This window comes from Acidovorax sp. Root275 (assembly GCF_001428965.1).
Lineage (GTDB): Bacteria > Pseudomonadota > Gammaproteobacteria > Burkholderiales > Burkholderiaceae_C > Acidovorax > Acidovorax radicis.
Genome location: NZ_LMJH01000010.1, coordinates 543973 through 555855 on the forward strand (window position 1 = coordinate 543973; position 11883 = coordinate 555855).

10 protein-coding genes are annotated in these 11883 nt (G+C 64.8%); 3 read left to right on the forward strand and 7 right to left on the reverse strand.

Annotated features, from left to right (window positions below; translation table 11 throughout):
- The first annotated feature begins 122 nt into the window (after positions 1 to 122).
- Positions 123 to 1286, forward strand: a complete 1164-nt coding sequence (locus ASE52_RS21825) for an acyl-CoA dehydrogenase family protein (RefSeq protein ID WP_056059377.1) — start codon at positions 123 to 125, stop codon at positions 1284 to 1286.
- Positions 1287 to 1358: 72 nt separating this feature from the next.
- Here the strand turns inward: ASE52_RS21825 and ASE52_RS21830 are convergent, their stop codons facing one another.
- Positions 1359 to 1661: a hypothetical protein gene (locus ASE52_RS21830; RefSeq protein ID WP_237707203.1), complete on the reverse strand. Its 303-nt coding sequence runs from the start codon at positions 1659 to 1661 to the stop codon at positions 1359 to 1361.
- Positions 1662 to 1806: 145 nt separating this feature from the next.
- Here ASE52_RS21830 and ASE52_RS21835 point away from each other — a divergent pair, with 145 nt between their 5' ends.
- Complete coding sequence (locus tag ASE52_RS21835; protein ID WP_057229167.1) at positions 1807 to 3012, forward strand: acetyl-CoA C-acetyltransferase; 1206 nt, start codon at positions 1807 to 1809, stop codon at positions 3010 to 3012.
- A gap of 213 nt (positions 3013 to 3225) precedes the next feature.
- Entirely contained in the window at positions 3226 to 5397 is a 2172-nt protein-coding gene (locus ASE52_RS21840) for a 3-hydroxyacyl-CoA dehydrogenase NAD-binding domain-containing protein (protein ID WP_057229169.1), read from the forward strand.
- A gap of 134 nt (positions 5398 to 5531) precedes the next feature.
- Here ASE52_RS21840 and ASE52_RS21845 read toward each other — a convergent pair whose 3' ends face one another.
- The 6 genes from ASE52_RS21845 to ASE52_RS21870 form a co-directional block, all read right to left on the reverse strand.
- Positions 5532 to 6092, reverse strand: a complete 561-nt coding sequence (locus tag ASE52_RS21845; protein ID WP_140426312.1) for a Swt1 family HEPN domain-containing protein — start codon at positions 6090 to 6092, stop codon at positions 5532 to 5534.
- Positions 6093 to 6099: 7 nt separating this feature from the next.
- Entirely contained in the window at positions 6100 to 6732 is a 633-nt protein-coding gene (locus tag ASE52_RS21850; RefSeq protein ID WP_140426313.1) for a DUF5343 domain-containing protein, read from the reverse strand.
- 222 nt (positions 6733 to 6954) lie between these two features.
- The gene (locus ASE52_RS21855; RefSeq protein WP_057229176.1) at positions 6955 to 7854 is read right to left on the reverse strand and encodes a 3-keto-5-aminohexanoate cleavage protein; all 900 of its coding nucleotides are present in this window, start codon (positions 7852 to 7854) and stop codon (positions 6955 to 6957) included.
- A 14-nt stretch (positions 7855 to 7868) separates the two neighbouring features.
- Entirely contained in the window at positions 7869 to 9128 is a 1260-nt protein-coding gene (locus ASE52_RS21860; protein WP_057229178.1) for an acyl-CoA dehydrogenase family protein, read from the reverse strand.
- On the reverse strand, positions 9125 to 11059 hold the full coding sequence (locus tag ASE52_RS21865) for a biotin carboxylase N-terminal domain-containing protein (protein WP_057229179.1): 1935 nt from the start codon (positions 11057 to 11059) through the stop codon (positions 9125 to 9127). Before ASE52_RS21865 ends, ASE52_RS21860 begins: the two co-directional genes overlap by 4 nt.
- Positions 11056 to 11859, reverse strand: coding sequence for an enoyl-CoA hydratase/isomerase family protein (locus ASE52_RS21870; RefSeq protein ID WP_057229181.1), 804 nt, complete (start codon positions 11857 to 11859; stop codon positions 11056 to 11058). The genes ASE52_RS21865 and ASE52_RS21870 overlap by 4 nt, the downstream gene beginning before the upstream one ends.
- Positions 11860 to 11883 lie beyond the last annotated feature (24 nt).

Genomic DNA, 11883 nt, shown 5'->3' on the forward strand with positions numbered 1-11883 from the left:
TGACCAGCCTCCTTCAAGCCGCCTTCGGGCGGCTTTTGCGTTTCAGGGGGTGCATCCGGGCTCAGTCGGTGGCAGAATTTAACCAAGCAGTAACTTTGCATAAATAACCTGGTTGCCCCACCATGATCGAACGCACCCTCTTCCAGCCCGACCACCAGGCCTTTGCCGACAGCTTTCGCCGCTTCATCGACAAGGAAGTGACGCCCCACCACGCCGCCTGGGAAGACCAGGGCTATGTGGCGCGCGAGGTGTGGAGCCAGGCGGGTGCCAACGGTTTTCTGTGCATGAGCCTGCCCGAGGAATACGGTGGCGCCGGGGCCGACAAGCTGTATTCGGTGGCGCAGATGGAAGAGCTGGCGCGTGCAGGCACCACCGGCATCGGCTTTGGTCTGCACAGCGAGATCGTGGCGCCGTACATCCTGCACTACGGCACTGAAGCCCAGAAACAGAAGTACCTGCCGCAGATGGCCAGCGGCGCCGTGGTGGGTGCCATCGCCATGAGCGAGCCGGCTGCGGGCAGCGACCTGCAAGGCATCAAGACCACGGCCATCAAAAGTGCGGACGGATCACACTACGTGCTGAACGGCAGCAAGACCTTCATCACCAACGGCTGGCATGCCGACCTGGTGATCGTGGTCGCCAAGACCGACCCGGCGGCCGGCGCCAAGGGCACCAGCCTTTTGCTGGTGGAGCGCGGCATGCCCGGCTTTGAAAAAGGCCAGCGCCTCAAGAAGATGGGCATGAAGGCGCAGGACACGTCCGAGCTGTTCTTCAACGACGTGCAGGTGCCGGTGGACAACCTGCTGGGCGGCCCCGCCATGGAAGGGCGCGGCTTCATCTGTCTGATGGAGCAGTTGCCCTGGGAGCGCCTGCAGATCGCCATCACCGCCGTGGCCGCCGCCCAGGCCGCCATTGACTGGACGCTGGACTACGTCAAGCAGCGCAAGGTCTTTGGCCAGAGCGTGGCGTCATTTCAAAACACCCGCCACACCCTGGCCGAGCTGCAAACGCAGGTGCAGGTGGCCCGCGTGTTCGTGGATAAGTGCTGTGAGCTGATCGTGCGCGACCAGCTCGACACAGAAACCGCCAGCATGGCCAAGTACTGGACGACCGACCTGCAATGCAAGGTGATGGACGAATGTGTGCAGCTGTTTGGAGGCTACGGCTACATGTGGGAATACCCCATCACGCGCGCCTACGCCGATGCACGCGTGCAGCGCATTTATGGCGGCACCAACGAGATCATGAAAGAAGTGATTGCGCGGGCCATGGGCCTGGGCAAATAACGGAATGCACCGCGCCGTGAATAACGCAGCGCCCGACGCCCTGCACCACGCCGCAGTGGACGCCGAATGCCGCTACAGGTACCAGGCGGCGCGGGCTTCTTCGGGGCTCAGCGGCGCACCGGGGCGGCGGTCGGTGACATTCAGCCAGGAGCGCACACCCTGGCTGCCACTCAGCGCGCGCATCAGCAGCAAGCCTGCGCCAATGCCGCGAATGGCCGCCGAGCTGCGGCTGGGCGCCATGAAGGCCGCCACCGCCAGCGCACTGGATGCAGCCAGCACGACATGGTGCTCCAGCGCAAACCCTTCGCGCGTGTCGTCGTATTCGATAGCGCTGCGCGCGATACGCGGCAATGCAGAGTATGTATTTCGTTCCATAACCAGAAATGTAGACAGCAACTGCCGAAAGATAGTGCAAAAACCACTGCACCCGCGTCAGAAAGCACCTTGTAGTGGCGTGAGCCAGCCCAGCTGCTTTACCGCCGCACTGCTTGAAGTTTAGAGAAACCACCGGAGACCATTCATGACCGAAGCCTATGTATTCGATGCGCTGCGCACCCCGCGCGGCAAGGGCAAGAAGGACGGCACCTTGCACGAGGTCAAGCCCATCGACCTGCTGGTGGGCCTGCTGACCGAGCTGCAAGCGCGCCACCGCTTTGACACGGCGGCGGTGGACGACGTCGTCATGGGCATCGTCTCGCCCGTGGGCGAACAGGGCTCGGTGTTACCGAAGGTGGCGGCGCTCAAGGCCGGGTGGGACTTTCGCTGTGCGGGCGTGCAGGTCAACCGTTTCTGCGCGTCGGGCCTCGAAGCCGTGAACCTGGCCGCGCAGAAGGTGCGCAGCGGCTGGGAGGACCTGGTGGTGGCCGGCGGCGTGGAGAGCATGAGCCGCGTGCCCATCGGCTCCGACGGCGGCGCCTGGGCGCAAGACCCTGCCACCAACTCTGCCACGCTGTTCGTGCCCCAGGGCATCGGCGCCGACCTCATCGCCACGCTGGACGGCTACACCCGCGCCGACGTGGACGCCTTCGCACTCGAATCGCAACGCCGCGCCACGGCAGCGCGCGCAGCAGGCTACTTCAAGAATTCGGTCGTGCCCGTGCGCGACTTCATCGGCCAGACCATCCTGGCCGAAGACGAGTTCATCAAGCCCAAGACAACGCTCGAAGGCCTGGGCGCACTCAAAGCATCGTTCGAGCAACTGGGCGGCATGGGCTTTGACGCCGTGGCGCTGCAGCGCTACCCGCAGGTGGAGCGCATCCACCATGTGCACCACGCGGGCAACTCGTCGGGCATTGTGGATGGCGCAGCCGCCGTGCTCATCGGCAACGAGGCCGCCGCCAAGGCCCACGGCCTCACGCCGCGCGCGCGCATCGTGGCCACGGCACTCAGCGGGGCCGACCCCACCATCATGCTCACCGGCCCCGTGCCCGCTGCCCAAAAGGCGCTGGCCCGCGCGGGCATGACCATCGACCAGATCGATCTGTTTGAAGTGAACGAGGCCTTTGCCGCCGTGCCCATGCGCTTCATGCGCGAGCTGGGCGTGCCACACGACAAGGTCAACGTGAACGGCGGCGCCATCGCCATGGGCCACCCGCTGGGCGCCACGGGCGCCATGATCCTCGGCACCCTGATTGACGAACTGCACCGCCGGGGCCAGCGCTATGGCCTGGCCACGCTGTGCGTGGGCGGCGGCATGGGCATTGCCACCATCGTTGAGCGGCTCTGACCGAGCACTCCCCCGAACCGTTCGGGCTGAGCGTGTCGAAGCCAAGGCACGAAGACAACCCTTCGACAAGCTCAGGGTGAACGGGCGGGGGTGATATTGACGCCCTGGCACCCCCCACCCGTTCGGGCTGAGCCCGTCGAAGCCAGCGCACACCGATCACCAAGCCGCCTTACACCGCCGCGAGATCAAGACACCGCAATAGGAGACAAAAACATGCAAACCATCCGCTACGAACTCATCCCCGCCCAGGGCACCGAAGGCCAGGTGGCCGTCATCACCTTTGACGAAACCAACTCCCCCGTCAACACCATGTGCCGCCAGTGGCAGCAAGAGCTGGGCGAGGTGACGGCCCAGGTGCTGGGCGACCGCGAACGCCTGGGCGCCGCGCTCAAAGGCATCGTGCTGGCATCGGCCAAGACCAGCTTCTTTGCGGGTGCCGACCTCAAGGCCACCATGCGCCTCACGCCGGCCGACGCGCCCAACGCGTTTGGCGAAATCGAGCGCATGAAAAAGCACTTCCGTACGCTCGAAACCCTGGGAATCCCCGTGGTGGCCTGCCTCAACGGCGCCGCGCTGGGCGGCGGCTGGGAGGTGGCGCTGGTCGCCCACTACCGCATCGCCGTGGCCGACGCCAAGATCCAGTTCGGCCTGCCCGAGGTCACGCTGGGCCTCATGCCCGGCGCCACTGGCGTGACCAAGATGACGCGCCTGCTGGGCCTGCTGGGCGCGCAGCCCTACATCCTGGAAGGCAAGCTTTTCAACCCCGCCGAGGCGCTGGAGCTGCAACTGGTGCACGAGCTGGTGGCCACGCGCGATCAACTGCTGCCCGCCGCGCTGGCCCACATCGCCACCCACCCGCACGCTGTGCAGCCGTGGGACGACAAGAACTACAAGATGCCCGGCGGCACGCCCGCCAACCCCAAGATTGCAGGCGCCCTCACCGTCGCGCCCGCCATGCTCAAGAAGACCACGCGCGGCCGCTACCCCGCGCCCGAGGCGGCACTGGCTGCCATGGTCGAAGGCGCCATGGTGGACTACGACACCGCCCTGCGCATCGAAAGCCGCTACCTCGCCCGCCTGATGACCGGCCCCGTGGCGCGCAACATGATCAACACGTTCTTCTTCGACATGAACGCGATCAAGAGCGGCAAGTCACGCCCTGGTACTGCGCCACGCTACAAGCCGCAAAAAGTCGGCATCCTGGGCGCCGGCATGATGGGCGCGGGCATCGCCTGGGCCCAGGCCAGCCGGGGCATCGCCACCGTGCTCAAGGACGTGAGCAGCGAGAAGGCCGAAGCTGGCAAGGCCTACTCTGCCCGCCTCACCCAAGCCCGCGTGGACAAGGGCCGCATGACGGCCGAGGCACAACAGGCACTGCTGGCCCGCATCACCCCCACCGCCAGCGCGGCCGATCTGGCGGGCTGCGACCTCATCATCGAAGCCGTGTTTGAAAGTCGCGACCTGAAGGCCAAAGTAACGCAAGAGGCAGAGCCGCAGCTCGCGCCCGGCGGCTTCTTTGCCAGCAACACCTCCACGCTGCCCATCAGCGGCCTGGCCACGGCCAGCAGCCGGCCTGAAAAATTTGTCGGCATCCACTTCTTCAGCCCCGTGGACAAGATGAAGCTGGTGGAGATCATCCGCGGCAAACAGACCGATGACGAAACTGTGGCCCGCGCCTTCGACTACGTGCAGGCCCTGGGCAAGGTGCCCATCGTGGTCAACGACTCACGCGGCTTCTACACCAGCCGCACCTTCGGCACCTTTGTGATGGAAGGCGCCGCCATGCTGGGCGAAGGCATCCCCGCCGCCGCCATTGAAAACGCCGCCATGCAGGCCGGCCTGCCCGTGGGCCCGTTGGCCGTGCTGGACGAAACCGCGCTGACCCTGAGCGTGCACGTGCTGGACCAGACCCGCGCCGACTACGCCGCCGAAGGCAAGACCTACACCGCCACACCCGGCGAGCTGCTGGTGGAGCGCATGGTCAAGGAACTGAAACGCCCCGGTCGCGCGGGTGGCGGCGGCTTTTACGACTACCCCGCAGGCGCCAAGAAGCACCTGTGGCCGGAGTTGAAACCCCTGTTCGAAAAGCCCGGCGTGGAATGGAGCGTGCAGGAGATTCAGGACCGGCTCCTCTACCGTCAGGCCATCGAGACTGCGCGTTGCCTGGCAGAAGGCGTGCTGACCAGCGTGCATGACGCGAACATCGGGTCGATTTTTGGGATTGGGTTTCCGGCGTGGACGGGAGGGGCGATGCAGTTTATCTATGGAATCGGGGTGCAAGCGTTCTTGCAGCGGGCGGATGAGCTCGCCGCAAAGAATGGGGCCCGCTTCGCAGCAGACTCAAGAACACGAGACACTATTGAGAGATTCCGGCCAATCTACTAAGTGCATGCTGCCTCAAAGTGAATGAGGGCGTTTCTGCGTCCATCAAGGTGCCAAAGAATGCAATCTGAGATCCAACGGGGCATCTGCGCAAAACGCTTGGAACAGAAGATGCTACTGAGGCCAGTCACTCTGTATTACCCGACCTGTCTGATCCAGTCTCGGACGATGCTCTCGATCCTATCAACCTCTAGCTGTGGAAGTACACCGGTGTGCATGATGATGTTGCGCGACATCTCGAGATCGTTGAAGCGAGAGGTAACCCAGGCTTGATCTGGAAAGAGGTCTGAAAAATTTTCCCAATTCGCGATGATGATTTGCCCCAAATTGCCGAACATGGTGTAGCCGATTAGGGCTGCAGAACGTGGGGTGTGGTACCGCGCATCAGACTCCTTGTCCTTGAGCTTCTCTACAGCAAGTTTGATTTTGTTGGGAACCGATGTCCCCCACCAATCCGTGCCGACACGGGCAAGTAGCCGCTCAGTAATCAGTTCTCGCACTGAGTTTTCGAGACAGAAAAATGCCATGAAAACGGAGGCCATTTGCGTTGCTTCATAGACAACGCGCGGACTGAAACCCGCCTCAGCAACATTGATAGTTGGGGGCGTCGCAATGCTGCCTCGAACCGAAATGCCTTGCTCACTTAACTGGGAAAGTGAGTTTTCTGCCAACATCGCGTTGAATACAAACTGCTTCATGACGACCTCAGATTCCGAGGTTTTCTTTCAGGCTCTTGAAGATTGCGTTGTAAACCGATATGTCCGTGGTCACCGGCAAATGAATCTGGATGTTGTAGTGGTACTCGGAGCGCCGCCGATGTATCGGCTCTTCCAAAGGAATCTCAGCTTTCACTCGCGACTGAGCAGGCTGGGGATCATCCGCCGGAGGCGATTTTGGAGCATCAGCCTTAACCGGCTTCGGTTCAAACTTTGCTAGCGAAGCCAGCGTCTTGAAGGTGGCGTAGTAGCGCGCGACACTTTCCTCGTCTTTGCCAGTAATCCGCGCCATCGCTCCTTTGACCTCTGCCTCCGGGGCAGCATTCATATTCGAGTCGATAGCGAACAAGTCTGAATAAGCAATCCGGATCCTCTCTGCGAGGACGTACCTCCAGTCGTTAACGTCTCGCAGCCGATCGTAGCTTTCAGTTGGAACACCAGAATCGCTGGTGAATCCCAACATCTTCATTACGGACACCATTGCCCGATCATTAGATGCGGTGAACCCCCAGGTCGCAAGAGTTTGCTGGCTGAATCTCTCTGGCCTAGAAGCCGATCTAACCCGCGCCAAGATCGGTTCAACCTTGTTGTTCGAGATGATGTACGCATAGGAATCTGGCACGAAGTTCCTCCGATTTTTTTGCAGGGTATGCCGCTTTTTATCTGATCAACCTAGATAACACCTAGTCATTTTTTTCACACTCTTCAACCGGACCTACCACGCTTGCGCGCAGTGCTGCTGAGTTTTCATGGTGGCTGCCACGACTGCTTCACGATTTACGAATTAGCAGAGAACGGACAGAACTGAACGATTGAGCGCCGTGAAGCGTCTTAAGTAATGCGTTCAGGCACCGACCGTCACCTTGCGCAACCCCAGTATCCCCCGTGCCTCCTGCGGCGAAGCCACCTCCCGCCCCGCATTGCGCGCGTACTGCGCCAGCTGCTCAATCAACGGCCCGTTCGAATCCGCCTTGGTCCCATCCGGCAGATAGAACGTATCTTCCAGCCCCGTGCGCAAATGCCCGCCCAGCTCGGCTACGCGCTGATGCACGGGCCAGATCTCGCTGCGGCCGATGACGGTGGCTTGCCAAGGGGCGTCCTGGATCTTGAGCTTGAGCAAGATGGGCAGCAGGTCCGGGTCCGCAGGCATGCCGGATTCGACGCCCATCACAAAGTTGTATTCGGGCAGGCGCTCGGTGTACATGCCGGTCTGCACATACATCTCCACACAGCGCACGATGCCCACGTCGAAGCATTCAAACTCGGGCAGCGTGCCGGTCTCCAGCATCACGTCGATGAAGTCCTTGACCTTGGCGGGTTGGTTGTCGAACAGCATGGGCGGCCAGGCCCAGGTGCCGTTGCTGCGCACCTTCAGGTAGTTGAGCGAGCCGGCATTGCATGCGGCCATCTCGGGGCGGGTGGCGCGCAGGCAATCCAGCGGGCCCTGGTAGTGGGGGCCCACCACGCCGGTGGTCTGATTGATGATCAAACCCGGGCAGGCCTCGCGCATGGCCTGCACGCAGTCGCGCGCCACCTGCGGATCCCAGCTGGGAAGGTGGCCCTTGCCGGGCTCCTGGTTGCGAAAGTGCACGTGGACCACGGCGGCGCCTGCGTCGCAGGCGCGGCGGGCCTCTTTTGCCAGTTGCTCGGGCGTGACGGGCACATGGTGCTGGCCGGGGTCCGTCAGCACGCCGGTGATGGCGCAGGTGATGATGGCTTTGTTACCGTGGTCGGTGCTGTGCATGGTGCCTGTCTCCTTCAAATGCCGAGCTGCTTGGCAGCCAGGTCTTTCATGATTTCTTCCGCACCGCCGCCGATCATCATGACCTTGACCTCGCGGTAGATGCGCTCGCTGACGGTGCCGCGCATGAAGCCCATGCCGCCCAGGATCTGCACGGCCTGGTCGGAGCAGAACTGCATGGTTTGGGTGGCGTGGTTCTTGAGCAGGCACACACTCGCTACCCATTCCGGTCCGGTGCGGCCCGCGTCGGCCTGCGCGGCCACGGTTTCGCACCACGCGGCGGTGGACTGGATGCGCATCTGCATGTCCACCAGCTTGTGGCGGATGACCTGGTGCTCGACCAGCGCGGCGCCAAAGGTCTTGCGCTGGCGGGCCCAGGCCAGGGCCTCGTCGTAGCAGGCCTCGGCAAAGCCCAGGGCCGACGCGGCCAGGCCAAAACGTTCGCCGTTGAAGTTGGCCATGATGATGCGAAAGCCCGCGCCCTCCTCGCCCAGCAGGTAGCGCGCAGGCACGCGCACGTTGTCAAACCGCAGGTGGGCGGTGTCGGAGCACAGCCAGCCCATCTTGTCGAGCTTGCTGCGCGACAGGCCTGCGCTGTGGCCGGGGATGAGCAGCATGGAGATGCCTGCGCTGCCTTTGCCGCCGCCGGGCCGCCCCAAGGCGGCAAGCGCCCCCTCGGGGGGCAGCGACCCATGCGAAGCAGGGGAGCGTGGGGGCCCATGGTCTTTGCCAGCGTCGCCAGTGCGCACAGCCACCGTGATCCAGTCCGCGCGCATGCCGGAGGTGATGAACACCTTTTCGCCGTTGACGATGTAGTCATCACCCTCGCGCCGCGCAGTGGTCTTGAGTTGGGCCACGTCGGACCCGCCACCGGGTTCGGTAATCGCCAGCGCAGCGATTTGCTCGCCCGCCAACACGGGCGGAATGACCTCGGCGCGCACAGCATCGCTGCCATGCGCCAGCACCGGCGGCAGGCCGATGTTGTGCGACAGCAGGCTGGCCAGCACGCCGCCGCTGGCGCCGTGGCGGCTGAGCGCACGCCACAGTGGCAGGCGCAAGGCGTAGCTGGCAGGCGTGCCGCCGTACTGTTCGGGGTAGCCCAGCCCCAGCAGGCCCAGGTCGGATGCGCGGCGGTACAGGCTGCGGGGGAACTCACCGGCGGCATCCCACGCGTCCACATGCGGCGCGATCTCGGTGCGGGCAAAGCGGGTGACGGTGTCGGCGAGGGCAGTGCGGTCTTCGTCGCTCACAGAACTTGCATCGGACATGGCGGTCATGCGGGCGCTCCTTGCGTGGCGGGTGCAAAGCGGGCCAGCACTTGGCCGGGCGACACCTGCTGCCCGGGGGCCACCAGCAGCTCGGCCACGGTGGCGGCGGCGGGGCTGGCCAGGCTGTGTTCGAGCTTCATGGATTCGATGACCACCACGGTGTCGCCCGCCGCCAGCGCCTGGCCTGCGGCCACGGGCAGTGCGACCACCTTGCCGTTGAAGGGCGCGCGCAACTCCGTCGCACCGCCCGCCGCACCCGCGCGCGCAGCGGGTTCCCACGATGCGTCTTCCACCCAGCCGTCCACGCCGCCGGTGTGCCAGTGCCAGCGTCGGGGGCCCACCGCCACGCAGTGCACACCGCGCTGGGGCAGTTGCAAAGTCACAGGCTCCGCCCCTGCCTGTTCCACCAGCAGCCGCCCACCGCCCAGCTCGCGTACGGCGATGGAGTGCACCTCGCCCTGGTGGCGCAGCCGCAGGGGCCGGGCCATGGCACAAGGCAGGTCCGACGTCGGATTTGAAGCAAAAATGGCCGATAGCGCCGAAGGAATATGCACTGATAGCTCATTATTTGATAGCAACTGCTGCAGCTCCTGGGCATGCTCCGCCAGGAACGGCACCAGCGCCTGGCCGCTGGCAAATACGGGGTGCTGCAGGCAGGCCGCCAGAAACGCGCGGTTGGTGGGCAAGCCCAGCACGCGGGTGCTGTGCAGCGCACGCACCAGCGCGCCAATGGCCTCGGCCCGCGTGGGCGCGTGCACGATGAGCTTGCCCAGCATGGCGTCGTAGTGAGGCGTGACCTCTGCCCCCTCCTCCAGCGCGTGGTCAAAACGCAGCGCGCCCGGCGCGGCCCGTTCAAACGCGGTAGCCGGTGGTGCGCTGAACTGCAGCACACGGCCGGTGTGGGGGCGGAAGTGCGCGTCTTCGGCACACAGGCGCACTTCGATGGCGTGGCCTTGCAGATGCACCTGATCTTGCGTGAGCGGCAGCGGCTCACCCCGCGCCACGCGGATTTGCCATTCCACCAGGTCCAGCCCCGTGAGCGCTTCGGTCACCGGGTGCTCCACCTGCAGGCGGGTGTTCATCTCCATCAAGAAGAAGTCTTCACCATCCAGCAAAAACTCCACCGTGCCAGCGCTCACATAGCCAGCGGCCTGTGCCAGCGCCACGGCGCAGGCGCCCATGCGCTCGCGCAGCGCTGCGTCCACGGCCGGACTGGGGGACTCTTCAATGATCTTCTGGTGGCGGCGCTGTACCGAGCAATCGCGCTCGCCCAGGTGGATGCACGCGCCGTAGGAGTCGGCAAAGACTTGCACCTCCACATGGCGCGGCTGCAGCAGTGCGCGTTCGATTAGCAGGTCGCTACAGCCAAAACCCGCCAGCGCCTCCGACCGGGCACTGGCCAGTGCGGCAGGCAACTGCGCCAGGTCGGTGACCAGGCGCATGCCGCGCCCTCCCCCACCCGCCACGGCCTTGACCATGAGGGGCGTGCCGATGCGTGCAGCCTCGGCGGCAAAGCGCTCGTCGCTCTGGTCGTCGCCCGCATAGCCGGGCAGGCAAGGCACGTCCTGCGACTGGGCCAACGCCTTGGCCCCGGCCTTGCTGCCCAGGGCGCGGATGGCGCCGGGCGGGGGGCCAATCCAGGTCAGGCCCGCATCGACCACGGCCTGGGCGAAGTCGGCGTTCTCGCTGAGGAAGCCATAGCCGGGGTGCACGGCATCTGCGCCGGTGGCACGGGCGGCGGCCAGCAGCTTGTCGGTGCGCAGGTAGGTGTCGGCGCTGGCGGCGCCGCCCAGCGCAACGGCCTGGGTGGCTTCGCGCACATGCAGGGCGTTGGCATCGGGGTTGGAATAGACCGCGACCGTTTCGATGCCCATGCGGTGGGCGGTGTAGATGATGCGGCGTGCGATCTCTGATCGATTGGCTATGAGGATTTTCTTCATGAGCTCGCACTCCACGGCGGCGCCTTGCGCGCAGCAAACGCTGCCAGCCCTTGCGGCGCCTCGGGGCCACGCAGCGCTTGCGCAAAGGCGAGGGCGGCGTCATCGAGCAGCGCGGGCAATGGTTTATCTGGCGGGGTCAGCAGCAAACGTTTGGTAGCAGCCACGGCCTGGGGCGCAGCGGCGGCATGGCGTGCGATGGCGGCTTGCACAGCAGCCTCCATGTCGCCACTCACCACCTCATCGACCAGCCCCGCGATTTGAGCTTTCGCGGCATCCCAGCGCTCGCCGGTCAGCAAACACCGCCGCGCAGCAGACGGGCCAAGGCGCCGCACCACAAAGGGCGCGATCTGCGCAGGCACGATGCCCAGCGTGACCTCGGGCGTGGCGAACTGCGCGCTGGTGTGGGCCAGCACATGGTCGGCGCAGCACACCAGACCAAAGCCGCCACCCATGGCCGCCCCTTCCACCGCCACGATGAGCCACTGCGGCAGCGCGCACAGGGCCTGCAGCAGCGTGCCGAATCGGCGGTTCAGTGGAACCAGCGGGTCGGCTTCGCCGGCAGCCAGGGGCTGGCCAATGGTCTTGGCAAAGCCGCCCAGGCTGCCACCCGCGCAGAAGTGACCACCCGCACCCCGCAGCACCACGCCGCGCAGACCAGCATCGGTCGCAGCCCGCTCGCACGCGGCCAGCAGGGCGTCCACCATGGCTTCTGACAGCGCATTGCGGCTGGCCGGATCGTTGAGCGTCCAGGTTTCCACGCTGCCGCTAGCCAGCGGCGCGCGGGTTATCTGTAAAGGCATGTCAGGTCTCCACCGTGCTGCGCG

Bases quoted from the DNA above. Each gene is read 5' to 3' on its own strand.
- ASE52_RS21870 (WP_057229181.1), bottom strand. From the start codon at position 11,859: ATGCCTTTACAGATAACCCGCGCGCCGCTGGCTAGCGGCAGCGTGGAA.
- ASE52_RS21825 (WP_056059377.1), top strand. From the start codon at position 123: ATGATCGAACGCACCCTCTTCCAGCCCGACCACCAGGCCTTTGCCGAC.
- ASE52_RS21855 (WP_057229176.1), bottom strand. From the start codon at position 7,854: ATGCACAGCACCGACCACGGTAACAAAGCCATCATCACCTGCGCCATC.
- ASE52_RS21845 (WP_140426312.1), bottom strand. From the start codon at position 6,092: ATGAAGCAGTTTGTATTCAACGCGATGTTGGCAGAAAACTCACTTTCC.
- ASE52_RS21865 (WP_057229179.1), bottom strand. From the start codon at position 11,059: ATGAAGAAAATCCTCATAGCCAATCGATCAGAGATCGCACGCCGCATC.
- ASE52_RS21840 (WP_057229169.1), top strand. From the start codon at position 3,226: ATGCAAACCATCCGCTACGAACTCATCCCCGCCCAGGGCACCGAAGGC.
- ASE52_RS21835 (WP_057229167.1), top strand. From the start codon at position 1,807: ATGACCGAAGCCTATGTATTCGATGCGCTGCGCACCCCGCGCGGCAAG.
- ASE52_RS21860 (WP_057229178.1), bottom strand. From the start codon at position 9,128: ATGACCGCCATGTCCGATGCAAGTTCTGTGAGCGACGAAGACCGCACT.
- ASE52_RS21830 (WP_237707203.1), bottom strand. From the start codon at position 1,661: ATGGAACGAAATACATACTCTGCATTGCCGCGTATCGCGCGCAGCGCT.